This is a genomic window from Micromonospora sp. KC213 (assembly GCF_004348325.1).
Taxonomy (GTDB): domain Bacteria; phylum Actinomycetota; class Actinomycetes; order Mycobacteriales; family Micromonosporaceae; genus Micromonospora.
In genome coordinates this window covers 1-23831 of record NZ_SMKF01000087.1, presented here as the reverse complement: position 1 = coordinate 23831, position 23831 = coordinate 1, and the positions used below count along the sequence as shown (strand labels likewise).

General features: G+C 74.2%; 22 protein-coding genes and 1 pseudogene. 9 read left to right on the top strand and 14 right to left on the bottom strand.

Going from position 1 to position 23831, the window contains the following annotated elements; all coding sequences use genetic code 11:
* The 3 genes from E1166_RS18270 to E1166_RS18260 all read right to left on the bottom strand — a co-directional run.
* Nucleotides 1-719: lytic polysaccharide monooxygenase (locus tag E1166_RS18270; RefSeq protein ID WP_165944369.1), on the bottom strand; the 719-nt coding region annotated here is incomplete at its 3' end.
* A gap of 121 nt (nucleotides 720-840) precedes the next feature.
* Entirely contained in the window at nucleotides 841-1293 is a 453-nt protein-coding gene (locus tag E1166_RS18265) for a GNAT family N-acetyltransferase (RefSeq protein ID WP_132340429.1), read from the bottom strand.
* Nucleotides 1294-1701: 408 nt separating this feature from the next.
* Nucleotides 1702-1959 (bottom strand): Prokaryotic metallothionein, encoded by a 258-nt coding sequence (locus tag E1166_RS18260; RefSeq protein ID WP_132265460.1) that lies wholly within the window; start codon nucleotides 1957-1959, stop codon nucleotides 1702-1704.
* Between the two features lie 155 nt (nucleotides 1960-2114).
* On the opposite strand from E1166_RS18260, the gene E1166_RS18255 reads away from it, so the two are divergent.
* Nucleotides 2115-2390 carry a glycoside hydrolase gene (locus E1166_RS18255; protein WP_132265458.1) on the top strand — a complete coding sequence of 92 codons (276 nt, stop codon included), beginning with the start codon at nucleotides 2115-2117 and terminating at the stop codon, nucleotides 2388-2390.
* Between the two features lie 40 nt (nucleotides 2391-2430).
* Here E1166_RS18255 and msrB read toward each other — a convergent pair whose 3' ends face one another.
* A complete protein-coding gene (gene msrB / locus E1166_RS18250; protein WP_132340427.1) occupies nucleotides 2431-2841 on the bottom strand; it encodes a peptide-methionine (R)-S-oxide reductase MsrB in 411 nt (136 codons plus the stop codon).
* A 47-nt stretch (nucleotides 2842-2888) separates the two neighbouring features.
* On the opposite strand from msrB, the gene ligD reads away from it, so the two are divergent.
* From ligD to E1166_RS18225, 5 genes are all read left to right on the top strand, one after another.
* Nucleotides 2889-3914, top strand: coding sequence for a non-homologous end-joining DNA ligase (ligD, locus tag E1166_RS18245; protein WP_132340425.1), 1026 nt, complete (start codon nucleotides 2889-2891; stop codon nucleotides 3912-3914).
* Nucleotides 3915-4102: 188 nt separating this feature from the next.
* A complete protein-coding gene (locus E1166_RS18240; protein ID WP_132340423.1) occupies nucleotides 4103-7288 on the top strand; it encodes an FtsX-like permease family protein in 3186 nt (1061 codons plus the stop codon).
* A complete protein-coding gene (locus E1166_RS18235; RefSeq protein WP_132340421.1) occupies nucleotides 7285-10029 on the top strand; it encodes an FtsX-like permease family protein in 2745 nt (914 codons plus the stop codon). Before E1166_RS18240 ends, E1166_RS18235 begins: the two co-directional genes overlap by 4 nt.
* Nucleotide 10030: 1 nt before the next feature.
* Complete coding sequence (locus E1166_RS18230; RefSeq protein ID WP_132340419.1) at nucleotides 10031-11023, top strand: ABC transporter ATP-binding protein; 993 nt, start codon at nucleotides 10031-10033, stop codon at nucleotides 11021-11023.
* Nucleotides 11020-11727 carry an ABC transporter ATP-binding protein gene (locus tag E1166_RS18225; protein ID WP_132340417.1) on the top strand — a complete coding sequence of 236 codons (708 nt, stop codon included), beginning with the start codon at nucleotides 11020-11022 and terminating at the stop codon, nucleotides 11725-11727. Before E1166_RS18230 ends, E1166_RS18225 begins: the two co-directional genes overlap by 4 nt.
* A 71-nt stretch (nucleotides 11728-11798) precedes the next feature.
* Here the strand turns inward: E1166_RS18225 and E1166_RS18220 are convergent, their stop codons facing one another.
* Both E1166_RS18220 and E1166_RS18215 read right to left on the bottom strand, forming a co-directional pair.
* Complete coding sequence (locus tag E1166_RS18220; RefSeq protein ID WP_132340415.1) at nucleotides 11799-12275, bottom strand: GNAT family N-acetyltransferase; 477 nt, start codon at nucleotides 12273-12275, stop codon at nucleotides 11799-11801.
* 55 nt (nucleotides 12276-12330) lie between these two features.
* Nucleotides 12331-13500 carry a helix-turn-helix domain-containing protein gene (locus E1166_RS18215; RefSeq protein ID WP_132340413.1) on the bottom strand — a complete coding sequence of 390 codons (1170 nt, stop codon included), beginning with the start codon at nucleotides 13498-13500 and terminating at the stop codon, nucleotides 12331-12333.
* Between the two features lie 153 nt (nucleotides 13501-13653).
* Between E1166_RS18215 and E1166_RS18210 the strand changes: the two genes are divergently transcribed.
* Nucleotides 13654-14961 carry a YncE family protein gene (locus tag E1166_RS18210; protein ID WP_132340412.1) on the top strand — a complete coding sequence of 436 codons (1308 nt, stop codon included), beginning with the start codon at nucleotides 13654-13656 and terminating at the stop codon, nucleotides 14959-14961.
* A gap of 73 nt (nucleotides 14962-15034) precedes the next feature.
* Here E1166_RS18210 and E1166_RS18205 read toward each other — a convergent pair whose 3' ends face one another.
* Together E1166_RS18205 and E1166_RS18200 are read right to left on the bottom strand one after the other, a co-directional pair.
* Complete coding sequence (locus tag E1166_RS18205) at nucleotides 15035-16591, bottom strand: alpha/beta hydrolase (RefSeq protein WP_243710416.1); 1557 nt, start codon at nucleotides 16589-16591, stop codon at nucleotides 15035-15037.
* Nucleotides 16592-16646: 55 nt separating this feature from the next.
* Nucleotides 16647-17744, bottom strand: coding sequence for an ATP-dependent DNA ligase (locus E1166_RS18200; RefSeq protein WP_132340408.1), 1098 nt, complete (start codon nucleotides 17742-17744; stop codon nucleotides 16647-16649).
* Between the two features lie 136 nt (nucleotides 17745-17880).
* On the opposite strand from E1166_RS18200, the gene E1166_RS18195 reads away from it, so the two are divergent.
* Both E1166_RS18195 and E1166_RS18190 read left to right on the top strand, forming a co-directional pair.
* A complete protein-coding gene (locus E1166_RS18195; protein WP_132265429.1) occupies nucleotides 17881-18090 on the top strand; it encodes a hypothetical protein in 210 nt (69 codons plus the stop codon).
* 106 nt (nucleotides 18091-18196) lie between these two features.
* On the top strand, nucleotides 18197-18700 hold the full coding sequence (locus E1166_RS18190; RefSeq protein WP_132340406.1) for a DUF1990 domain-containing protein: 504 nt from the start codon (nucleotides 18197-18199) through the stop codon (nucleotides 18698-18700).
* 22 nt (nucleotides 18701-18722) lie between these two features.
* Here the strand turns inward: E1166_RS18190 and E1166_RS18185 are convergent, their stop codons facing one another.
* The 6 genes and pseudogenes from E1166_RS18185 to E1166_RS18160 form a co-directional block, all read right to left on the bottom strand.
* Entirely contained in the window at nucleotides 18723-19640 is a 918-nt protein-coding gene (locus tag E1166_RS18185) for a DNA-3-methyladenine glycosylase 2 family protein (protein ID WP_132340404.1), read from the bottom strand.
* A gap of 364 nt (nucleotides 19641-20004) precedes the next feature.
* Nucleotides 20005-20649 carry a hypothetical protein gene (locus E1166_RS18180; protein WP_243706225.1) on the bottom strand — a complete coding sequence of 215 codons (645 nt, stop codon included), beginning with the start codon at nucleotides 20647-20649 and terminating at the stop codon, nucleotides 20005-20007.
* A gap of 212 nt (nucleotides 20650-20861) precedes the next feature.
* Nucleotides 20862-21650, bottom strand: coding sequence for a zf-HC2 domain-containing protein (locus E1166_RS18175; RefSeq protein ID WP_132340402.1), 789 nt, complete (start codon nucleotides 21648-21650; stop codon nucleotides 20862-20864).
* On the bottom strand, nucleotides 21647-22345 hold the full coding sequence (locus E1166_RS18170) for a sigma-70 family RNA polymerase sigma factor (RefSeq protein WP_132265419.1): 699 nt from the start codon (nucleotides 22343-22345) through the stop codon (nucleotides 21647-21649). The genes E1166_RS18175 and E1166_RS18170 overlap by 4 nt, the downstream gene beginning before the upstream one ends.
* 80 nt (nucleotides 22346-22425) lie before the next feature.
* Complete coding sequence (locus tag E1166_RS18165; protein ID WP_132340400.1) at nucleotides 22426-23283, bottom strand: fused MFS/spermidine synthase; 858 nt, start codon at nucleotides 23281-23283, stop codon at nucleotides 22426-22428.
* Nucleotides 23283-23831 (bottom strand): annotated as a pseudogene (locus E1166_RS18160) (hypothetical protein); the annotation flags it as partial. The pseudogene E1166_RS18160 and the gene E1166_RS18165, both read right to left, overlap by 1 nt.

Genomic DNA, 23831 nt, shown 5'->3' with positions numbered 1-23831 from the left:
GTGGTGGGCGGGGTGCTCGGCCCGCCGCCGAACTCGACGTCGCTGCACAGGTAGTACGACTGGTCCAGGTGGCTGGCCTGCCAGATGGTGTAGACGATGTGCCGGCCGGTGCGGCCCGGGGCGTTGGCCGGGATCTGGATGGACACGCCCCCGCTCTCGCGGGTCCATTGGGACGCCGGGGTGTCGCCGATCTGGCCGACCAGTTCCAAATCGTTCCAGGCCAGCGGCTTGGACAGGGCGTTGAATCCCTGCTTGGTCACGTACACCCGGATGTAGTCGGCGCCGTGGCTGGCCTGGTCGAACAGCCTGACCCGGAAGCTGTTCGACACCGGCGTGGTCTTCCACGCGCCGACGGCGTCCAGCGCGTTGTAGCGTCCGCTGTTGCTGCGCCCGGCGCTGCACAGTTGGCCGTCGGGGATGGCGCCCTGGTGGTTGCCGGCGACGCCCTCGCGGAACAGGCCGTTCCAGTTCCACATCGCGGCCGGCTCGGCCTGCCAGGCCTGCCAGCACATCGGGTCTTCGGTGGCCATCCGGGGGTTCATGTGGTCGCTGCCCCAGCGTTGCAGGCAGCCGTAGTTGCGGGACGCCGGGTCTACCACCGAGCCGTGCGCGGACGCGGGCCCGGTCAGGGCGGTGGCGAGCAGCATGGCGACGACCGCGCCGACGGCGAGCAGGACCGCCATCACCGGCAGCGGCCGTCTGCGGAGGAGCGTGGACAATGGAGCCTCCGGGGGGATTTGGATCGATCGACGACGCCCGGACGGTCGGGAGTTGCCCCTCCCGAGTTCCGTTGCGTGGCTCCCGCGACGGCTCTGCTCCGCAGGTTTCCACAGGAAAATGTCACCTGTCAATATGTGCGTCGCGGCGCATCGGCAGGTGCGGAATGCCGTCCTCGACGTACTCCGGGCCGGTGCCGGTGAAGCCGTACCGGGCGTAGAGGTGGGCCAGGTGGGCCTGCGCCTCCAGCAGGCACGGCCGGTCGCCGACCAGCCGCAGCGCCTCGGTCATCAGCCGGCCGGCGTGACCCGCGCCGCGCGCTGTCGCCGCGACCACGACGCGGCCGATCCGTGCCGGGCCGTCCGGTTCGGCCAGGATCCTCAGGTACGCCAGCACGGCGTCGTCGGCGGCCAGCCAGAGGTGCCGGGTGCCGTCCTCGACGTCCCGGCCGTCCAGTTCCGGGTACGGGCACGCCTGCTCCACCACGAACACGTCGACCCGTAGCCGGAGCAGGTCGTACAGGGTGCGGGCGCCCAGGTCGGCGAAGGCGGCGACGTGCAGGGTCGGCTGCGGCATCCCGCGATCGTAGGCGTCGACCGGTCCCGGGCGTCGGTTCGGCTGTCTGGCGGGTCCGTTCGGCTGCGGCCGCCTGGGCAGAGGTGGATCGGCCGGTGGCCCTCGGCGACCAGGGGACCGCGCGGTGTGCCGAGTGGACTGCAGGGGAGCGGTTCAGACGCTACGAAGGTGAGTGCTTGAACGGATCGGATCGGTCAGCGCGAGCCCAGCGCCTCACCACAAGCCCGCCGTCGCCACCACAAGCCCACGATCGCTGTCGTGTCGTGTTGGTCGGGTGGACTCCCGTCAGGTATGCCCGTGCCACGCTTGCCGCCTGATCCATTGACGTACTCAGGTTCGTAGCGGGGAGCGAGCCTGCCTGCCATCGGTCGGCGGCGCTGAACCGTCGCCTGGTCCCGCTCGGTCGGCTCAGGCGGGGCGGGCGCCCACCGCGTCGCGGATCTCGACGCCCTGCTCCTCCTCGCTGCGGGCGCAGTGCGCGCAGCAGAAGAACCGGCCGCCGACCTCGACGCCGTGGCCAAGGATCTTGACCTGGCAGTGCTCGCAGATCGGCGCCAGCTTGTGCGCCGCGCACTCAAAGCAGTCGAAGGTGTGCACCTCCCCGCTGACCGTGCGCACCTCGAACGCCATCCAGTAGTCGTTGCCGCAGACCCCACAGGTAGCCACGTCGAACCCCCCGAATCAGGACATCTGCTCCCAGGGTGCGGCAAGGGTGGGGTGGCCGGGGGCGAAATGCCGTGAGCCGATCCGGCCGGTCGGCGTTTCGGCCTCCGCGTGTCGCGCGTTGGGCCTGGTGGAACGCCGCTACCCCGGGAGGGCTCGTGATCAAGCGAAACAGACTCTTCGGCAACCAGACCCGGGTCACCTTCTGCCTGCCCCGGGACGTGCCGCCCGGCGTGGTCAGCGTGGTGGGCTCGTTCAACGACTGGCAGCCCGGGCGGCACGAGCTGGTGGCCCGTCGCGACGGAACCCGTACGGTGACGGTGAAGCTCGGCCCGGGCCGCCACCGCTTCCGTTACCTGGCCACCGGGGGTGTCTGGCTCGACGACGAGTCCGCCGACCAGGTGGACGCCGACGGCAGCCTGCTGCTGCTCTGATCGACTCGTGCCGGCACCGGAACCGCGCCGGCCCGGCGTCTCAGCCCTCGGCCGGCGCCAGCCGGATCGACACCGAGTTGACGCAGTGCCGGGTGTCCTTCGGGGTGAACCCCTCGCCCTCGAAGACGTGCCCGAGGTGGCTGTCGCAGCGGGCGCAGCGGATCTCGGTACGCCTCATGCCGAGGGTGTGGTCGGGAATCTCGCGAACCGCGCCCGGGATGGCGTCGTCGAAGCTCGGCCACCCGCAGTGCGAGTCGAACTTGTCGGCACTGCGGAACAACGCCGCCCCGCAGGCCCGGCAGTGGTAGACACCGGGGGTCTTGGTGTCCACGTACTCGCCCGTCCACGGGGGCTCGGTGCCGGCCTCGCGCAGCACCCGGAACTCCTCCGGGCTCAACCGGACCCGCCACTCGTCCTCGGTGCGAGGCAACTCGTTGTCGTCAGGACTCACCCGTCAACGGTACGCCGCATGTCGCAGGTGTCGCATATGGTCGCGGAATGGGCAGCACGAAGGCGTCGGTGACGGAGATCGAGGTGGCCGGGCACACCGTCCGGCTGACCAGCCCCGACCGGGTCATCTTCCCGCAGCGTGGCTTCACCAAAGCTGACGTCTTCGGCTACTACCGAGCCGTGGGCGACGGCATCCTGCGCGCCCTGCGCGACCGCCCCACCACGCTCCAGCGCTTTCCCGACGGCGTGGAGGGAGAGATGTTCTTCCAGAAGCGGGTGCCCACCCGAGGGGTGCCGCCCTGGGTGCGGACGGCGAAGATCAGCTTCCCCAGCGGGCGCAGCGCCGACGAGCTCTGCCCGGCGGACCTCGCCCACGTCGCCTGGGCCGCGCAGATGGGCACCATCGTGTTCCATCCGTGGCCGGTGCGCGCCGCCGACGTCGACCGCCCCGACGAACTGCGCATCGACCTCGACCCGCAGCCGGGCACCGACTTCGCCGACGCGGTGGCCGCCGCCGGCGAGCTGCGGGCCCTGCTGGCCGAGCTGGGCGCGGTCGGCTGGCCGAAGACCTCCGGCGGGCGGGGCGTACACGTGTACCTGCGCATCGCGCCCCGCTGGACGTTCACCGAGGTGCGCCGGGCCACCATCGCGTTGGCCCGCGAGCTGGCCCGCCGCCGCCCCGAGCTGGTCACCACCGCCTGGTGGAAGGAGGAACGCGGGCAGCGGGTCTTCGTGGACTACAACCAGATGGCCCGGGACCGCACCATCGCCTGCGCGTACTCGCTGCGGGCCAACGCCCGGGCCACTGTCTCCACCCCGGTCACCTGGGACGAGCTGCCCGACGTCGACCCGGACGACTTCGACCTGCGTACCGTGCCGGTGCGGCTGGCCGAGCGGGGCGACCCGCACGCCGGCATCGACGACATCCCGTACGACATCACCCCACTGTTGGAATGGGCCGACCGGGACGCCGCCGACGGCCAGGGTGACCTGCCGTACCCGCCGGACCACCCGAAGATGCCCGGCGAACCGAAGCGGGTCCAGCCCTCCAAGGACCGCGACCGCCCGCGCTGAACGGTCACCGCCGCCCGCCCCACGAACCGATCCGGGAGCACCGGCCGGAGCTGACGGCTGGAAGCTAGGGCTCAGAGCCCGTCGGCCAGCGGTTGATAACGATCACATAAAGGCTGCGAACCTTCTTCCGCGCGTACCCCCTTTGTTTTGTCGTCGGCCCCGACCGGGGCGCACGGGGGAGGCATCGGATGAAGCTGGTGTGGCGGCGGGCCCGCGCGGCGTGGGGGTTGCTGCTGGCTGCGGCGAGCGCCGCCCTGGTCGCTGTCGCGCTGGTCACCGGGCTCTCCGACTACAGCCGGCAGGCGATCGAAGCCGGCCAGCGGGCCATGCTGGCCGCCGCGCCGGCCGCCGAGCGGAGCCTGCTGATCAGCGGTTCCGGAGGGCGGGACGCGGCTGAGTCCGCGGCCCGGGACGCGACGGTGCGCCGGTGGTTCGCCGACGGGCTGGGCGGGGCGGCGGTCACCGTGTCCGCCGCCCGCCACGGCACCGGCCGGGAACTCACCGGCGAGCTCGGCACCGCCCGGACCGACGACGAGCCGGTCTTCGCCGACCTGGCCACCCTCGACGGCCTGCCCGCCCACGCCGACCTCGTCGCCGGCGGCTGGCCGACCGCCGGCGCGAGCCCCGCGCAGGTCGCCGTGCCGGAGCGGGTGGCCGGCGCGCTGCGGCTCACCGCCGGCACCCGGGTACCGATGACCGACCGCCGTTCCGGTCAGGCCGCCGAGGTAGTGGTCGCCGGGGTGTTCCGGCCCCGCGACCCGGGCGACGCCTACTGGCAACTCGCCCCGGCAGCGGTCGGCGCCGAGGAGAGCGACCGCAGCTCATACGGGCCGTTCGTCCTCGACCCGGCCGACTTCGCCCACACCTTCCCCGGCTCCACCTCGATCTCCTGGCTGGCCGAGCCGAACCTCACCGAGGTCGCACCGAGCCGGCTGCCGGTCGTCAAGCAGGCGGTGGCCGCCGCCCTGGTGCAGGTACCCGAGGAGGCGGGCCTCGGCTCGTCCGCGCAGAGCGTGACCGGGCTGGACCGGCTGATCGACCGGCTCGGCCGGGCCGACCTGGTGGGCCGCTCGGCGTTGCTCACTCCGCTGCTGCTGATCGTGGTCCTCGGCGGTTACGCGCTGCTGCTGGTGGCCGCCCTGCTCAACGAGGACCGCCGCGGGCAGACCGCCCTGCTGCGCGCGCGGGGTGCCGCCCGCGGGCAGCTCGCCGGTCTGGCCGTACGGGAGGCGATGCTGGTGGTGCTGCCGGCCGCGCTGCTCGCGCCGCCCCTGGCCGACCTGGCGTTGCGGCAGGTCGGCGGCGCCGGAGGGCTGACCGGCACCCGTACCGGCGCGGTGTGGACGGTCGCGCTCGCCGCCACCGTCGGCTGCCTGCTCGCCATGGTGCTGCCGGCCCTGCGCCGGGCGGGCAGCTACGTCGCGGACCTGGCCGCCCGATCCCGCCCCACCCGGGCCGCCACCGTGCAGCGGGCCGGCGTCGACCTGGCGCTGGTGCTGCTCGCCCTGCTCGCCTGGACCCAACTTCGGCAGCACGCGTCGCCGCTGGCCGGGGCGGGCAGCCAGCTGGGCATCGACCCGCTGCTCGCCGTCGCCCCCACCCTCGGCGTGCTGGCCGGTGCGGTACTCGCGTTGCGGCTGCTGCCACCGGCCACCCGGTTCGCCGAGCGGCTCGTCGACCGCCGACCGTGGACGGCGACCATGTTCGGCATGTGGCAGGCCGGCCGGCGCCCGCACGCCGGTCCGGTGCTGCTGCTCGCGCTCGCCGTGGGCGCCAGCACGCTGGCCTGGTCGCTGGTGAGCACCTGGGAACGGTCGCACATCGACCAGGCCGACCATCAGGTCGGCGCGGACCTGCGGGTGGCCGAACGCCGCGGCGACGCGCCGGCTGACCGCGCCGCCCGGCTGGCCGACGTACCCGGGGTGGCGCGGGTGCTGCCGGCGTGGCGGGACGAGGTGCGGCTGGGGCGTACCACCCTGTCCACCTCCGTGCTCGCGCTGGACGCGGCGGCCGCCGCCGACGTGGCCCGGATCGCCGACCGGCTGGCCGACGAACCACCGCGTGAACTGCTCGCCCGGATGGTCCGGGACCGGCCCACCCCGGGCGGGGTAGCCCTCCCGGCCGACGCCCGGCGGCTCACCGGCACCGTGCGCACCCCGGTCCGCCACCCGGTCGCCGCGCAGTCCATCGAGGTCACGGCGCTGCTGACCGGCGCCGACGGGCTGGCCCTGCGGCTGCCGCTGGCCACCACCGATTCGGCGGCCCCCCGGGCGGTCCGGTTCGCGGTGGCGCTGCCCACCGGGCCGCCGCTGCGGCTGGCCGGCTTCCAGCTCGACGCGGGCGACGCGGCGGCCAGTGGCTACCGGCTCCAGGTCGACCAGCTGCGCGTCGAGGACGCCGGTGGCGCGGCGCGTCCGGTGGCGCTGACCGGTGACTGGGCCCTGCTGGGCACCGCGTCGGACGAACCGGCCGCCACCCGGGGTGTCACGGCCGGCGGCGTCGACGTGGAGGTGCCGGTGACGATGGTCGAGGGTGGGCCGTTCGCCAACCAGCCCACCGTCCGCTTCGCGGTCGTCCCGGCCGGCCGGATCGACGCGGTGCCGGCACTGGTCACGCCGGCGGTGCTGGCCGCCCTCGACGTCCGGGTCGGGGACGTGGTGCCGCTGGCCCTCTCCGGCGCGTCCCTGCCCGTGCGGGTGGTCGGCCAGCTGCGCGGGGTGCCGGGCGCCCACAACGCCCCGGGCGCGATGTTGGTCGACCTGCCGGCCGCCGTGGAATGGCTGGTACGGCACCGGGCCGCCGTCCGTCCGGTGCCGGAGTGGTGGCTGCGTACCGACCCGGACCGGCACGCCGACGCCGCGACCGCGGTGGGCCACCTGCCCGACGTGACCGTGCTGGACCGGTGGGCAACCGCGGAGGCGGCAGCCCGGGACCCGTACTGGCGGGGTGCCCGCACCGGGCTGCTCGCCGCCGCCCTCGGGTCGGTCCTACTCGCCCTGGTCGGCCTCGCGGTGGACGTCTGGGCCACCGGCCGACGCCGCATCGGCGAACTGGCGGTGCTGCACACCCTGGGGGCCGGGCCGCCGTTGCTGACCCGCGCGCTGCTCGCCGAACAGACCTTCCTGGCCGGGATCGGCGTCGCGGTCGGCCTGCTGGTCGGAGCCGCGGTCGGCGCCACCATGGCCCCGCTGGTGATCCTCACGCCGGCCGCCGGGCGGCCCGTGCCGGAGGCCGCCTTCACCGTGCCGTGGACACCGATCGGGCTCACCGCGGCGGGCTTGCTGGCCGCCGCCCTCGTGTGCAGCGCGATGCTCACCACCGGTTTGCGGCAGCGGCTCGCGGCGGTGCAGGTCCGGATCGGGGGAGAGCGATGAGCGTGCTGGCGGTGGCGCGGCGGGTCCGCGCCCACGGTGGCCACTTCCTGCTCCTGGCGGTGCTCGTGCTGGTGACCGCGGTGCTGGTGACGGGCGTACCCCGAATGGCGGAACGGCTCGCCGGGCAGGGCCTGCGGACGCAGCTGGCCGACCTGCCCGGCGTACGGCGGGACCTGCACTACACGAGCACGGCCGACGGCCGGTCGTACGGGTCGGCGGGTTCCACCGAGCTGCACCAGCGTGAGCTGGACACCCTGGCGGCGGCGATGCCCGACGCGGTGCGGGAGGTGCTCGCCGAACGGTGGTACACCGCCGACACCACCTTCAGCCGGCTCACCGGCCCCGAACTCACCGGCGACAAGGGGCTGTTCGACCTGCGCCTACGGACCACCACCGGACTGACCGGGGCGGCCACCCTGGTCGAGGGCCGGTGGCCCGGGCAGGCGGCCGAGCGGGCGGCGGCCGTGGAGGTCGTGCTGGCCGAGCCGGTGGCCCGCGCCCTCGGCGTACGCGCCGGCAGCCGGCTGCGGGCGGCCCTGCGCACACCCGGCGGCGACCAGGTGGCCGCCACCGGCGTGGCGGTGGTCGGCGTGTTCCGCCCGACCGACCCGGCGGGCGGGTTGTGGGACGCGCTGCCCTCGGCGCTGCGGCTCACCCCACCGGTGGGTGAGGGCGAGCCGTTCCAACTGATCGGACTGACCGACCCGGCGAGCCTCGACGACCGGGCGGCGGCCGGCTGGCCGGTCGTCGCCGCCTACCGGTACCGGCTGGACCCGGGGCGGCTCGCCCCCGGGCGGCTCGACGCGCTGGTGGCCGGTCTCGCCGAGGTGGAGCGGCGGAAACCGGCCGGGCTGGAGTTCACCCAGGGCGTCGACATTCCGTTACGGCAGTACGCCGCCGCGCTCGCCGCCGCCCGTACCCTGCTCGCCGTCATCACGGCCGGGGTGCTCGCCACGCTTGCCGGGCTGGCTGTGCTGGCCGCCCGGCTGGCGGTGCGTCGCCGCCGTGACGAGTACCAGCTGCTGCGCGCCCGTGGCGGCTCGGTGACCACCCTGCTGCGGCGCGGGCTGGCCGAGTCGGTCCTGGTGGTGCCGGCCGCCGCCGGGGTGGGCTGGCTGCTCGGCGGCCTCTTCCCCACCGACCCGATCGCAGGTGGCACGCCCGCGGCGGCCGTCGGGCCGGCCGTGGCTGCCACGGTGCTGGCCACGGTGGCGTTACCGGCGATGGTGCTGGCCGACCGGCGCGGCAGCGGTCGGCGGGACCTGTTCCGGTCGGCCGGCGGCTCCGGCCGGCTGACCGTCGACGTCACCCTGGTCGGACTGGCCGGGCTCGGCGCGTTCCTGTTGCGCCGGCGTGGGCTGGCCCTCGGCGGCCCGGTCGATCCGCTGCTGGTGTCGGTGCCGGTGCTGCTGGCGGTGGCCGCCGCGATGCTGGCGCTGCGCGCGTACCCGTGGCCGTTGCGGCTGGTCAACCGCTGGGCCGGGCGGGCGCGCGGTGCGGTGGCTTTCCTCGGCACGGCCCGGGCCTCGCGGGCCGGGGCGGTCGCGCCGCTGGTGGTGGTCGTGCTGGCGGTCGCCACCGCGGCGTTCTGCGGGGCGGTGGCCGGCGGCATCGAGCACGGCCGGGACCGGGCCGTGACCCGCGCGGTGCCGGCCGACGCGGTGGTCGCCGGGGAGCGGTTCGCCCCGGACACGGCGGCGGCGCTGGCGGCCCTGCCCGGGGTGCGGGCGGTCAGTTCGGTGCTGGCCGAACCCGGTCAGCGGCCGTACGCCGACGTCCAGGGTCGTCCCGGCGGGGCCGGTGAGGCGTACGTGCTGCTGGTGGAGCCGGCGGGGTTCGCGGAGGTGGCGCGGCGCTCGGGGCTCGACGTGGCCGTGCCGGGGGTGCTGCGCGGCGACCGGGCGGCCTCCCTGCCGGCGCTGGCGTCGCCGGAGGTCGCCGCCGCCCTCACCGAGACGGCGCTGGCCGACCCGGCGGGCCGCCGGCCCGGCTGGGTGGACGTGCAGGGCAACCGGTTGCCGTTCCGGGTCGCCGGTATGGTGCGGCACTTCCCGCTGGTGCCGGCCGGCACCGACCGGTTCCTGGTGCTGCCCTGGCCGGCGCTGCCGGCCGACGGCCCGCATCCGCTGGCACCGACCGGCTTCCTGCTGGCCTCTGGCGGACCGGTCGACCCGGCAGCGGTGGCTCGGGTCGCCGAGGAGGGGCAGGACCGGTACCAGCGCAGCGGTGTGGTGAGCGCGGGGCGGCGTCCGGTGCCGCCGACCGTGACCACCTGGACGGCGGAGCGGAACCGGCTTGGTGGCAGCGGCGTGAACGGTCTGCTCGTCTTCGGGTTCGCCACCGGCGGGGTCGGCGGTGCGGTGCTGGGCCTGCTGGCGCTGGCCTTCGCCGTGCTGGCCGGGGCGCGGGGGCGGGCCCAGGTGCTGTCCCGGCTGCGCACGATGGGGTTGTCCCGCCGGCAGTGGCGGGGCCTGCTGCTGGTGGAGCTGCTTCCGCTGGTGCTGGTGTCGGTGCTGACCGGGGCGGCGGTCGGCGTCCTGTTGCCGGAGCTGCTCAATCCGGTGCTGGGGTTGTCCGCGTTCACCGGCGGCGTGCCGGTCACCGTCCACGTCGCACCGGGGCTGCTGGCCGGGGTGCTCGGGCTGGCGGTGCTGGCCCTCGCCTTCGCCCTCGCGGTCGAGGCCGTGAACAACCGCCGGATGCGCCTCGGTGAGGTGCTCCGGCTCGGAGAGGAGAGCTGAGATGACCGCGACCGCCGAGAGCGCCGGCGTGCCGGACCTGGCCCAGCTGCAACGGCGGGCTGCGCGGCGCGCCGCCGAGCGGGCCGGTGGGCGGGACCGCCTGCGCGGCCACATCGTCTGCGACGGCCTGGTCCGCATCTTCAAGACCGAGGGCGTCGAGGTGGTCGCCCTCCAGGGGTTGGACCTGGTCATCGACCGGGGGGAGTTGGTGGCGATCGTCGGGGCGTCCGGGTCGGGGAAGTCGACTCTGCTGAACATCCTCTCCGGGCTGGACACCCCGACCGCCGGGATCGCCCGGGTGGCCGACTATGACCTGCTCACCCTGTCGCACCGGCGACGGTTGAGCTACCGGCGGAAGGTGGCCGGCTTCGTCTGGCAGCAGACCGGCCGGAACCTGCTGCCGTACCTGACCGCGCGGGAGAACGTCGAGCTGCCGATGCAGTTGGCCGGCCGTGCCGGTGGGCGTCGGGCCCGGCGGGAACAGGCCGGGGAGCTGCTGGAGATGGTCGGGGTGGGGCACTGCGCGGACCGCCGGCCCAGCCAGCTCAGCGGTGGTGAGCAGCAGCGGTGCGCGATCGCCGTGGCGGTGGCGAACGATCCGGAGGTGCTCTTCGCCGACGAGCCGACCGGCGAACTGGACGAGGCCACCGGGGCGGAGGTGTTCGCGGCGCTGCGCGCCATCAACGCCGAGTTGGGCGTGACCATCGTGGTGGTCACCCACGACCAGGCCGTGGCCACGCAGGTCCGCCGGACCGTCGCGATCCGCGACGGCCGGACCAGCTCCGAGGTACGCCGGACCGCGCGGATCGGTGCCGACGGCAACGCCGAGCTGGTCAGCGAGGAGTACGCGGTACTCGACCGGGCCGGGCGCATGCAACTGCCGGCGGCCTTCGTGGACGCCCTGTCGCTGCGCGACCGGGTGCGCCTCACCCTCGAACCGGACCACGTGCGGGTGCGTCCGGGTGATGCCGGCACGGAACGGAGTGACTCATGAGCCAGCGGAGCGCGGCCGGTCCGGCCGCCGACGAGGTGGTCTGCGTGCAGGGGGTGAGCCGGACCTTCGGCCGGGGCGCGCAGGCGGTGCACGCGGTGCGGGACGTGTCGTTCCGCGCCGGCCGGGGTGAGCTGGTGGCGGTGCGGGGCCGCTCCGGCGCCGGCAAGACCACGCTGCTGAACCTCGTCGGCGGGCTGGACCGGCCGGACAGCGGCCGGGTGCGGGTGGCGGGGCAGGACGTGACCGCCGCCAGCGAGGCCGAGCTGCTGCGACTGCGGCGGGGCACGGTGGGCTTCGTGTTCCAGACGTTCGGGCTGGTGCCGATCCTGTCGGCGGCGGAGAACGTCGGGGTGCCGCTGCGCCTGGCCCGGGTGCCGGCGGTGCAGCGGGAGGAGCGGGTCGCGGTGTTGCTGGAGCTGGTCGGGTTGGGCGGGCACGCGGCGCAGCGGCCGTACGAGCTCTCCGGCGGGCAGCAGCAGCGCGTGGCGGTGGCCCGGGCGCTGGCGAACGAGCCGGACCTGCTGATCGCCGACGAGCCGACCGGCCAGCTCGACTCGGAGACCGGGCGGTCCATCATGGACCTGTTGCGCGCGGTGGTGCACGCCCGGGGCATGACCGCACTGGTCGCCACGCACGATCCGGCCCTGATCGAGCTGGCGGACCGTACCCTCACTCTCCGTGACGGCCACCTCGTTCCGGAGTGACCTCGGTGGGTTGATCATGAGGTTGGCTGACCGACTGTCCGGAATGTCGCCCGCCAGCTTCGTGACCGACGCTAGCGGGGAGGGGGAGACTGGCGGGGGAGAGCGAGCTTGAAGCCGTCGTGGGTGGGGGCGAAGCCCAGGGTGCGGTAGAAGCGGTGAGCGTCGGCGCGGGACTTGTCGCTGGTGAGCTGCACCAGGGCGCAGCCCCGCCGGCGGGCCTGGTCGATCGCCCACTGCATGAACAACCGGCCCAGCCCCTGCCCGCGCAGATCGGAGCGGACCCGTACCGACTCGACCAGGGCCCGCTCGGCGCCGTGCCGGCCCAGCCCGGGAATGTAGGTGATCTGGAGGCAGCCGACGACCTCGCCGGCCCGTTCCGCGACCATCTGCTGGTTGCGCGGATCTGCCGCGATGTCCGCGAACGCCCGCTCGTACGCCTCGTCGACCTCAGGAATGTCGCGGGTGCTGCCGAGCACGTCGTCGGCGAGCAGGGCGATGATGGTGGGCAGGTCCGATCGGACCGCCTCCCGGAAGATCACGTCAGCCATGGTCGCAGCCTGCCACAGCGGGCTGGGAAGGCCGAAGCGGACCGGACGCCGACGCTCACCGGCGGTCCCGCCAACTACGCAGCGCCCACCACCAGCGCAGGATCTCCACCACCGGCCAGCCGTCGGCGCCCTCCCCGACCGCAGACGCCGGGAAACCGGTGAGCTCCCGCAACCGGCGCAGCCGGTACCGGACGGTGTTCGGGTGCACGTGCAGCGCGGCGCCGGCCCGGTCCAGCCGTTGCCCGTGGTCCAGCCAGGTCAGCGCGGTCGAGACCAGCTCCCGGTGGAACCCGTCCACCGGGTCCAATGCCGCCAGCAGGGTGTCGCCGAGCAGCTCCGCCAGTGCCGGCTGGGCGGCCAGGGCGGTCTCCCCGGCCAGCTCCGTCACGTCGTACAGCCCACGCCGGCCCTGGCCGGCCGCCACCCGCAGGGCGGCCAGGCAGAGGCCGTACATCCGCGGCGCGCGATCCAGCGGGCCGGCGGGCGCGGCGACCAACAGGGCCGTCGGATCGAGCCGGTCCGCTGGCGGCAGCCGGGGGGTCAGGCCGGCCAGCCGGTCCTCGACCATGCCGACGACGGCGCCGTGCCGGGCGAGCCGGCCGGCCAGCCCGTCGGCCCGGACCGGGTCGACACTGCCGGCCACCAGGCAGTGGTACGACCCGTCGGCGCGCAGCCCGAACCGGGTCAGTTCCTCGGCCGTCGGCGTCACCGGTCCACCGAGCAGCAGCCGGCGCACCAGCCGGGTCCGTGGTTCGTGCCCGGCCCGAGCCAGGTCCCGTTCGGCGTCGCGGTGGCCGTCGACCACGGCGTGTTCCAACGCCGCGGCGTACCGGCCGATGGTGATCAGCCCGTCCAGCAGCACCTCGTCGGGGATGCCCGCACTGCGGCCGTGCCGGATCACCAGTTCCACCGCCCGGTCCCGGCCGGCCTGCACGCCGCGCAGCAACCCGCTGACGGACATTCCCTGAGTGGCCCGGTCGGCGCCCAGCCGGCGCGCCTCGGCGAAGTCCCGCTCGCCGGGCTCGACCCGGTCCTGCAGGGCGGTGAGGCTGCAGCGCAGCAGGGTGGTGACCTGGCGGCGGACCTCCGCCGGCGGAAGCCGGGACACCTCGGGGGAGTGCGCCCGGGCCGCGCCTGCCACCTCCTCGATGGCGGCCGGATCGGTGACCAGACTGCGCAGCAGGGCGTCGAAGGAGGCGGCCGGTCCGGTGTCGACCGTCGTCATCGCTGCCTCCGGTTGTCGTCGGGCCACAACCGACGTCCGTTTATTTGGCCTCCAACGCCTATCCGGGACGTCGGGCCGGTTGGTCTCCTTCTTGTTACCGAAAGGTAACACCGATCGGCGTCGATGTCGTACCCGGTTTTCCAGGAGGGGTCCATGGCACCCGTACCGCCCGTCCCCGTACCGCCGTCCCTGCGTCGCCGGCGTGCGGTCCTCGGCGCGCTCACCGCGCTCGCCGTCGCCGCCGTCCCCACCGCTGCGGTGGGTGCGCCCACCGCCGCCGCATCGGCCCCCGTGCTCGCCGCGCCGACCGCCGCCTTGCAGGAGGTGATGTTCGTCGGCAACAACTGGGAGGGCACCGCCGACGTCATCCGCCCCAGGGGCGACTACGCCCGACTGGGGCGGATCAACGTCGTCCCCGACCGGGCCGAACGGCTTCGGGAGATCTACCTCAATCCGATCAAGCTGGCGTTCTTCCTCGGCATCCGGCAGGGCCCCGGAGAGGGCAACGACCAGTTGGTCGACGACATGTACACCACCCCCGACGGTCGTGCCCTGGTGGTGTCCCGACCCAGCTTCGCCGACGTGGTCTCGATCGACCTGACCACCGGGAAGATCAACTGGCGGTTCCCGGTCTCCGGTTTCCGTTCCGACCACATGGCGGTATCCCCCGACGGCACCCGGGTGGCCGTCTCCGCCTCCACCGGCAACAAGGTGCACGTGCTGGACATCGTCACCGGCCGGCAGGTCGGCTCCTTCGCCACCGGCGACAAGCCGCACGAGAACATCTTCACCGACGGCGGACGCTACCTGTGGAACATGTCCATCGGCGAGGTGAACACCGCGCTGGACGAGCCCTGGCTCGACTGGACCAAGGGCGACCGCCGCATCACCATCGCCGACACCCGCACCTTCGAGGTGGTGAAGGTGATCGACATGCGGCAGCGCCTCGACGCGGCGGGGCGCAGCGACCTCTCCGACGCCGTGCGCCCCGCCGTCTTCGCCCCGGACGAGCGCACCCTCTACTTCCAGGTCTCCTTCTTCCACGGCGTCATCGAGTACGACGTGGCCGGCGACCGGATCACCCGGGTCCGGGAGCTGCCGAAGAACCCGGCCACCAGCGAGGACCGGACGACCTGGGTGAACGACTCTCGGCACCACGGCATGTCGATCAGCCCCGACGGGGCCAAGCTCTGCGTGGCCGGCACCATGGACGACTACGCCACCATCGTGGACCGGGCCACCCTCCGCCAGGGGCCACTGGTGACCGCGAGCAAGCCGTACTGGGCCACCGTCAGCTCCGACGGCCGGGACTGCGTGATCTCCGAGGCCGGCGCCGACCGGGTCACCGCCATCAACTTCGCCACCGGCCAGAAGGTGGCCAGCGTGCCCGTCGGCGACCATCCGCAGCGGGTCCGCCTGGCTCGCATCCCGGCCGACTGGACGGCCCCACCGGCCAGCTGAGCGCGCGAGCGGCCGTGCCCGGGCCGGTGGGTCGCACCGTCCCCCGGTGGCCGCTCGCGGCCCGGGTGGGCGGTCACCGGGCCGGGCAGCGCAGCCCTTCCCGGGGCACCGTCAGCGAGACGAGGTACGCGTCCACCGCGCTGGTGACGCAGGCCGTCTGCGGGTAGGCGGTGTGCCCCTCACCCTCCCAGGTCAGGATCCGGCCCACCCCGAGCATCGCGGCCAGCCGCGCGGTCTGCTCGTACGGGGTGGCCGGATCCCCGGTGGTGCCGACCACCACGATCGGCGGCGCCCCGTTCGCCCGGCCCGCCGGGTACGGGGCCGGCTGGCCCGGCCACTCGGCGCAGCCCAGCATCCCCACCGCGAGAGCCGGACCGAACAGCGGGTACTGCTGGCGCCACCGCGACTGCAACGCCCGGATCCGGTCGATGCCCGGCCGTTCCGTCTCGTCCGCGCAGTTGATGGTCAGGTTGGCGTCGAAGAGATTGGAATAGCGGCCGTCCTCGCCCCGACCCGTGTACGCGTCGGCGAGCGCGAACACCTCGCTCGGATCGCCGGCCTCCAGTTCGTCGACGGCCCTGGCCAGCTTCTCCCAGCCCGACTCGGTGTAGAGCGAGGAGATGACCGCGTAGAAGACCCAGCCCGAGGTCGCCTCCCGGCCGTCGGCGCCCCGCACCGGGGAGACCTTCGCCTTGTCGACCGCCGTGGTCACGGCGGCCCGGGCGTCCGGGGCCAGCGGGCAGCGGCCGGCGTTGGCCGCGCACCACCGGGCGAAATTGCCGAAGGCCCGCTCGAAGCCCCTGGCCTGGCTCTCCGAGCCCTCGATCAGCCGCTGTTGCGGGTCGACCGCGCCGTCGAGCACCATCGCCCGGACGTTGCGGGGGTAGAGCTGGGCGTACGTGGCGCCGAGCAGGGTGCCGTAGGAATAGCCGAGGTAGGTCAGCTTCTCGTCGCCGACCGCGGCCCGGACGGCGTCCATGTCCCGCGCGGCCTGGGCGGTGCCGTAGAGCGGGAGCTGGTCGCCGTACCTCTCGCCGCAGCCGCGCCCGATCCGTTGCTGCAGAAAGCGGTAGCTGTCGAAGGACTGCTGGCTGGCCGGATCCGGGTCGAAGCCGAAGTTGGCGTCGAGGTCGGCGTCGGGAATGCACTCGACGGGGCTGGACCGGGACACCCCGCGCGGGTCGAAGCCCACGATGTCGAACCGCTCGGTGATCGAGGCGGGCAGCCCGCCGAAGGACGGCCCGAAGGAGAGGTAGACTGCGGTGTCCACCCCGGAGCCGCCGGGTCCGCCCGGGTTGACCACCAGCGAACCGATCCGCTCCCGCTGCCGGGTCGAGCGGGCCCGCAGCAACGCGATCTCGAAGGTCTCCCCGCTGCCCGGCCCGGCGGTCGCGCCGGCACCGGCGCCCCAGTTCCGGGGGACGCTGATCCGAGCACACTCGTACCGCATGTCGCGCGCTCCCCGACCGACCAGGTCCTGCGCGACCTCGGGGCAGGCCCGCCAGGCCGGCGCGGCACCAGGCGCCGCCGCCTCGTCCGCAGCGCGCGGGACGAACGCCGGCAGCGTGCAGCCGGCGGCGAGCAGCGCGCCCGAGACGAGCCCGGCCAGGGTGAGCCGGACCCGACGGATCCGGTGGGAAGTGCGGGTCACCAGCGAGCCTCCGTGATCGTTTGTCCGGGCCAGGCTACGCCGGCCCGGCCGCCGCCGGGTCACCCCGCAGCACCTGGTCGACGTCGAAGCGCACCGGCCGGTCGAGCTGGTCGTACCGGCAGGAACGCGGATCGCGGTCGGGCCGCCAGCGGACGAACCGGGCGGTGTGCCGGAACCGGTCACCCTCCATCGCGTCGTACGCCACCTCGACCACCAGCTCCGGGCGCAGCGGCTCCCACTCCAGGTTCTTCGTGCCGGTCCACCGGCTCACCCCGCCGGGGATCCGCTGGCCACGCTCGTGGTCGCCGTGCACCCACGGGTGGTCGTCGCCCACGTCCCGGTAGGGGGCCAGTTCCGTCAGCAGCTCCTGCCGGCGGGCCATGGTGAACGAGGCGCTCACGCCGACGTGGTGCAGCACCCCGGCGTCGTCGTAGAGGCCCAGCAGCAGCGAGCCGACCACCGGCCCCGACTTGTGCCAGCGGAAACCGGCCACCACCACGTCGGCGGTGCGGGCGTGCTTGACCTTGCTCATCAGCCGCTTGCCCGGCTCGTACGGCAGGTCGGCCGGCTTGATGATCAACCCGTCCAGCCCGGCGCCCTCGAACACCTCGAACCACCGGCGGGCCGTCTCCGCGTCGGTGGTGACCTGGGTGACGTGCACCGGCGGGCGGACCTGCGCGAGGGCCTGCTCCAACCGGACCCGGCGTACCGGATAGGGCTGTCCGGTGAGCAGCTCGTCGTCGATCGCCAACAGGTCGAAGGCGACGAAGTCGGCCGGGGTCGTCTCGGCGAGCAGCCGCACCCGGGAGACGGCCGGGTGGACACGCTGGGCGAGCAGTTCGAAGTCGAGCCGGGGCTGACCGCCGGGGCCGTCGCGGCGGATCACGATCAGCTCGCCGTCGACCGCGCACCGGGCGGGCAGCTGCCGCCGAGCCTGCTCGACCACCTCGGGGAAGTAGCGGGTCATCGACTTGCCGCCCCGGCTGGCCAGCTCGACCTCGTCGCCGTCGCGGAACACGATGCACCGGAAACCGTCCCACTTCGGCTCGTACGTCAGGCCGGGCTCGGTGGGCAGTCGGGCCACACTCTTGGCCAGCATCGGCTCGACCGGCGGATTGATCGGCAGGTCCACGGCGACCAGTCAACCAGACGGCACCGACAGTGGTGAGGCGGATCACCCCCGGCACCTGTCCGGCGTGTCCCCGTACGGGTCCGCCCGTCACCGCCGCGTGGGTCGCGTTTGCGCAGCTCAGAGCTACCGTCGCCGGGTGGTGTGGAGGTGCGGCTGCTGCGGGCGGTTCGAGGTGACCGTCGAGCTGGTCCGTGGCCGGTACCGCTACCGCCTGGTGCACCGCTACCCGGCCCGCTTCGGCGGCGGCAAGAACGTCCTCGGCGAGGTGGGCAGCGTGGCCGAGCTGACGGACCTGCTGCGCCGGTACACCGCGATCGACCTGGCCGACCTGCGCGAGGCCGGCTGAGCCGCGCCGCCCGCCGATAAGCCCTGATCGTTGGCGGCTCAGCGGTAGCAGCTCCGGCGTGTCGGGTCGCCCAGCCGCCATCGTTCGAGGGCCCTAGGCTGGACGGGTGTCCGAGCTGACCTACTCGCAGGTGGGTGCGACCCGGGCGACCACGCTCCCGACGGGATGGCACCACCTGCGGCACCGGTACCGGCTGCCCGACGGCTGCTTCGCCACCGCCGCCGAGGCGGTGCTGACCTGGCGGCTGCACCGGGCCGCCGGGGTGCGGATGCGCACCGACGCGCCCCGCGCCGCCCCGGGCGTCCGGGTCACTCCCGGCCTCGGGCTGGGGCCGCTGCGGATCTGGGGGCCGTGCGAGGTGGTCTGGGTCGAGTCCGGCGAGCGCCGGGCCGGCTTCGGCTACGGCACCCTGCCCGGCCACCCCGAGCAGGGCGAGGAGGCATTCCTGGTGACCCGGGACGACACCGGCGCGGTCTGGTTTGAGGTGACCGCGTTCAGCCGGCCGGCAGTCTGGTTCATCCGGGCCGCCGGGCCCCTCGGCCGGGCCGTCCAGCACGGGTACGCCCACTGGCTCGCCCGCACTCTGCGCCTCCTCTGCGCCCGCCGCTGACCAGCCCGTCCGCCGGAACCGGTCAGAAGCGGGCGAAGGAGCGGATCGGCATCCTCGGCCCGAACCTCGGCGCGTGGATCCCGGCCGCGGCCAGCAGCAGGCAGACCCGGCCCCGGTGACCCCGGAACGGCTCCAGCAGGGCCAGCATCCGGGCGTCGTCGCCGCGCGCCTCGCCGGCCAGCGCCCAGGCGACCGTGTGCGGCACGTGGTAGTCGCCGACGCTGACCGCGTCCGGGTCGCCGTAGGTCACCCGGACCACCTCGGCGGCGGTCCACGCGCCGATGCCCGGGACGGCGGTCAACCGGCGGGTCGCCTCGGCGCTGTCCGCGCAGCGTTCCAGCCGGTCGGCGAGGGCGGCGGCGCGGCGCAACGTGTCGGCGCGGCGCTGCTCCACACCGAACGGATGGAAGACCCAGTACGGCGCGGCGGCCACCGCCTCCGGCGTGGGCGGCAGCAGCAGCGGCACCGGCCCCGGTGCCGGCTCGCCGAAGTGCCGCACCGTCGCCGCGTACGCCCGGTACGCCTCCTTGCCGGTCACCTTCTGCTCCAGAACCGCTCGCAGCACCCGGGGGAAGAGCTGCCCGGTGGCCGGCATCCGCAGCCCGCGGTGTCGGGCGGCCAACCGGGCCACCACCGGATGCGCGGCGGCCAGCTCGGCGAAGCCGGCGACGTCGTCCCGGAGCCCGGCGATCGCGTCGGCCCGGTCGACGATCCAGGCGGCCCCCGGACCGTACGCCTCGGCGATCAGCCCGTCGCCGTCCGCGCGCAGCGTCAGGGTGGCCGGGCCGGCGGGGGTGCGGCTGGCGTACCAGAAGACGCCCGAGACGATCCGCGCGCAGGGGTCGTACGGGCTGAAGGTGAGTGCCCGGACGGTGGCTGCCAGCCGGTGTTCCGCCGGTGCACGCAGCACCCGGCGGGCGGTGGGTTCGGTCGAGGTCACCCGCACACCCTGCCACGGCGTGCGGGGCGGATGACGCCCGGACAGGACGACACCGCCGACGCCCTGCGCGTCGGCGGTGTCTCCATCCCGAGGGGCGGACCGGCCGCGTGGCGGCCGTGGGTGCGGGGTTGGGGGACCTCGACGGCGTGCCTGCTGGCGTCGGCACGCACGCCACCCGTGTCCGCTCCCCGGGGAACCGTGGGGGAGGGCTGCGGCGGAGAGAAACCGTGGCGCCGGCCCCGATGGGCCGGCGCCACGACCGGGCCGTCCGGCGCTGCCGGTACGCCGACGTCCGGATCTGTGACGGTGGCCGGCCGCGCCCTCCCCGGCTGCCGCCGGCCACCGCGTCTTGATAGGCGGTCGGTCAGTAGCTGCCGGCCGGCGGCTCGACCGCCTTCGGGGTGCCGGTCGGCATGCACTCGAGGTTCTTCTTGCCGTTCGGCTGGATCACGAACCAGCTGCCACCGACGCCCTGGCCCTTCCACTGGCCGGGCTTCTTGTCACCGATGTACTTGTAGACCGGCCAGCCGCCGATGGTGATCTGGCGGGTGCCGTCCTGGCGGGTGACGGTGCCGACCTTGTCGTCGGAGACGCCCTCCAGCTGCGGGTTGCCGTCGGTCAGCGCGGGCGGCCACACCGCGGCGCACTTGTCGACGCAGTTCGACGACGGCGGGTTGTCGGAGTCCTTGTCGAACCGGTAGAGGATGTAGCCGTCCTGGTCGGTGACGACCTTGCCCATTCGGGCCACGCTCTTGCCGACGAGCGTGTCGGTCAGCTGTACGTCGGCGGGGAGCGGGGGCTGTTCACCGGGTGCGCCGGGCGAGGCGGACACCCCCGGGACGCTGGACGCCTCGGGCACGGCGGAGGCTGCCGGCTCGACCGCTGCGGTGGGCTCGGCCGCGGCGACGGCGACCGGCTCGGCGGCGCCGGTGTTCGCCCCTTCGTAGCCCGCCGGAGCGCAGGCCGTAAGTGCGACCATCGCGCTCGCGACGATGACGGATCGCTTCATCTGTGCCACGTGCCCTCCTCATTCTTGGCAGTTCACCGAGTAGTACGGAGGGGTCGGTGTCAAGGTTGAACGAATGGCAGTGAGCCATTTCACAAAAAGTCGTTGAACCGATCTGGGCGTCCGTGCGTGTACCGCCACAACCAGCGCTCCGAGCCGCGAAACGCCGAAACGGCGTCGACCGGGCGGTCGACGCCGTTTCCTACGGGCGGACGTCAGGGAACGACGGTCACCAGCGGACTCGCCACCCCGTTCGCGTCCACCGACTGCACCTGCAACTTCGCGATGTCGTTCTTCGCCGCCGCGGTGGATGCCTCCAACTGCAGGTCCTGCGGATTGGTGTTCGTGCCGTACCCGGTGCCCGGCACCGCCCAGGTGGAGACCACCTCGCTGGTGTCGTTCTTGCGGATCACCACCAGCCGGCAGGTACGCGGACCGGGCAGCTTGGTCAGGTTGAACCCGATCCAGGTGCCGTACTCCTTGTTGGCCAGCCACATCGTGGCCCGTACGCCGGTGCCGCTGTCGACCGCGTCGTACTGCTCGCCCGGAATGTCGTTGGGCCCACCCACCCCGGGACCGGGGGCGGAACGGGTCGGCTGCGGGCTCTGCGGCCCGGGCACCGAGGGCGTGGACTGCGACGGGCCGGCGACCACCTCTTTGCCCTTGTCGCCGTCGAGAACGCTCACGCCGATGCCGCTGAGCGCCCCGACCGCCACCACCGCGGCGGCCATCGACAGCACCTGACGCATCCGCGCGCGCCGCCGGTGGGTCCGCACCGCGACCAGGGTACGGTCCAGCAGCGCCGGATCCGTCGCGGTGTGCTCCATCGCCATCATCGTCTCGCCGTCGATGTCGGAGAGCAGGCCCACCACGGGCACCATGGTCTCCAGTTCGGCGGCGCAGGCCCAGCAGGTCGCGAGGTGCTCCTCGAACCGTTCGGTGTCCTGCGGGTCCAGTACGCCGAGCGCGTACGCGGCGACGTCCATGTGGTCAGCCCGGCTCATTCCGTCACCCCCCTTTCCTGCAGGGCCGTGCGCAGTGCGCGCAGCGCGTAGTAGACCCGCGACTTGGCGGTGCCGAGCGGCAGACCCAGCTCCTCCGCGGCCTCCGGCACCGTCCGGCCCCGGAAGTACGTCGCCACCAGGATCTCCCGGTGCGACTGGCTCAGCGTACGCAGGGCGTCCGCCACCGTCATCGTGCGTAGCACCCGGTCGGTGCTGTCCGCCTCGGCGAACGCGGTCAGGTCCCGGTCGTACGTCTCGGCCGGCCGGGCCTGCTCACTGCGGTGCTCGTCGATCGCGATCCGCCGGGCCACCGTCACCAGCCAGGGGCGTAGCGAGCCCTGGCCCTGGGCACCCAGCCGGTGCGCGTTGCGCCAGGCCCGCAGCAGCGTCTCCTGCACGATGTCCTCGGCGCGTTGCCGGTCACCGCCGGTCAACCGCATCACGAACATCAGCAGTGGCCCGGCGTGTTCGGCGTACAACAACCGGATGAGCTGGTCGGAGTGACTGGCCTCAGGGGACACCGCCTGGTGCCTCCCGGGGGCCGGTCGTGGCGTTACCGGACCGTGCTGGCGGCCGGTGGGGCCGGCGTCGACCCCTCGGGTCGACCGTGAGGCACGGGACTGGGGCTGGGCCTGGGCGAACATCCACCCCGGCCTGGCCATCTGGCCGTGCAGACCGACCGCGACCGCACTCATGCAGACCTCCTGCTGTCCTGTGACATCAGCGGGCCCACGGGGAGGGCCGACCCAAGATACGGGCCACAGCAGCCGGCGGATCAACGAGGTACCGAAAAAATTCCCGGCGGCGGTGGCGTGGAGTCGGTGGCGGTGGCGTCGTGGACGACCACGGCCCCGCCGGTGAACCGCTCCAGTTCCGGGCCGGCCAGCACCCGGCCGGGGAACCAGTCCCCGGCGGCCCGCCGCGTCAACTCCGGCACCGGCGGCGGCATCCGGCCGGCCACCAGCACCAGGTTGCCGTAACGCCGCCCGCGCAGCACCGCCGCGTCACCCACCAGGCAGGCATGCGGCAGCACCGTACGGACCGTGGCGACCTGGGCGCGGGCGTGCCGCAGCGGCGGACCGTCGGCGAGGTTCGCCAGGTACCAGCCCGACGGGGCCAGCACCCGGGCCACCTCGGCGGCGTACTCGACGCTGGTCAGGTGGGCGGGGGTGCGGGCACCGGCGAACACGTCGGCGACCACCACGTCGTACGCGCCGTCCCGGCTGGCGGTGAGGGTGGCGCGGGCGTCGGCGACCCGTACCCGCAGCCGGGGATCAGCGGGCCAGGGCAGCACCCGGCGGACCAGTTCGACCAACGCGCCGTCCACCTCGGACACCCGCTGAACCGAACCGGGGCGGGTGGCCTGCACGTACCGGGGCAGGGTCAACGCGCCACCGCCCAGGTGCAGCACCCGCAGCGGGGTGCCGGGTGAGGCGAGCAGGTCCAGCGCCGCGCCGAACCGGCGGACGTACTCGAACTCCAGGTGGGTCGGGTCGGTCAGGTCCACGTGCGACTGCGGCGCGCCGTCCAGCAGCAACGTCCACGAGCCGGGACGGTCCCGGTCCGGCACCAGCTCGGCCCGGCCGGTGTCGACCGGCGCGACGACCCGGTCGTCGCCGCGACGGCGGCCCATCAGCGGTGCGGCCCGCGGACGCGGGTCGCCATGCTCAGCGCCCGGTGCAGCAGCCGGGCGTCGCCCAGCAGCGCGCGCAGCCGCCGCTCCAACCCCGCGATCGGCACCAGGTTCTGCGGCGCCCGCGGGTCCTTGTACGGCGACGAGGCGAACCGGGGCAGGGTGATCAGCGACAGGTCGGCCAGCCCGACCGCCTCCTCCGGCGGCAGCTCGGCCGAGCACTCCAACCGGACGATGCCGGCCCACGGCGCCCCTGGCGACACCGGGAGGCGGAGGTACCAGGACCAGCCGCCCCAAGCCGTGCCCAGCCGGAACACCGGCGACCGCTCACCCGGACGCAGTCCGGTCACCACCGAGGTCAGCCGGGCGTCGAGGTACTGACTGTGCTGGGTCTTGATGTACCCGAGGGTGCGCGGCAGTTGCCGGCGGGCCCGCAGCGGACCGTCCACCACCAGCAGGTCACCGTCGACGCGGGCGGCGTCGGAGACCTCCACCTCCAGCGCGGTCAGCGGCGCCTGCACGGCGGCGGGCAGCTTGCTCAGCTCACC

Coding starts and splice junctions, on each gene's coding strand:
- E1166_RS18175 (WP_132340402.1), bottom strand. CDS start 21,650: ATGAGCCGGGCTGACCACATGGACGTCGCCGCGTACGCGCTCGGCGTA.
- E1166_RS18170 (WP_132265419.1), bottom strand. CDS start 22,345: ATGAGTGCGGTCGCGGTCGGTCTGCACGGCCAGATGGCCAGGCCGGGG.
- E1166_RS18210 (WP_132340412.1), top strand. CDS start 13,654: ATGGCACCCGTACCGCCCGTCCCCGTACCGCCGTCCCTGCGTCGCCGG.
- E1166_RS18180 (WP_243706225.1), bottom strand. CDS start 20,649: ATGAAGCGATCCGTCATCGTCGCGAGCGCGATGGTCGCACTTACGGCC.
- E1166_RS18265 (WP_132340429.1), bottom strand. CDS start 1,293: ATGCCGCAGCCGACCCTGCACGTCGCCGCCTTCGCCGACCTGGGCGCC.
- ligD (WP_132340425.1), top strand. CDS start 2,889: ATGGGCAGCACGAAGGCGTCGGTGACGGAGATCGAGGTGGCCGGGCAC.
- E1166_RS18240 (WP_132340423.1), top strand. CDS start 4,103: ATGAAGCTGGTGTGGCGGCGGGCCCGCGCGGCGTGGGGGTTGCTGCTG.
- E1166_RS18230 (WP_132340419.1), top strand. CDS start 10,031: ATGACCGCGACCGCCGAGAGCGCCGGCGTGCCGGACCTGGCCCAGCTG.
- E1166_RS18220 (WP_132340415.1), bottom strand. CDS start 12,275: ATGGCTGACGTGATCTTCCGGGAGGCGGTCCGATCGGACCTGCCCACC.
- E1166_RS18215 (WP_132340413.1), bottom strand. CDS start 13,500: ATGACGACGGTCGACACCGGACCGGCCGCCTCCTTCGACGCCCTGCTG.
- E1166_RS18235 (WP_132340421.1), top strand. CDS start 7,285: ATGAGCGTGCTGGCGGTGGCGCGGCGGGTCCGCGCCCACGGTGGCCAC.
- E1166_RS18225 (WP_132340417.1), top strand. CDS start 11,020: ATGAGCCAGCGGAGCGCGGCCGGTCCGGCCGCCGACGAGGTGGTCTGC.
- E1166_RS18165 (WP_132340400.1), bottom strand. CDS start 23,283: ATGGGCCGCCGTCGCGGCGACGACCGGGTCGTCGCGCCGGTCGACACC.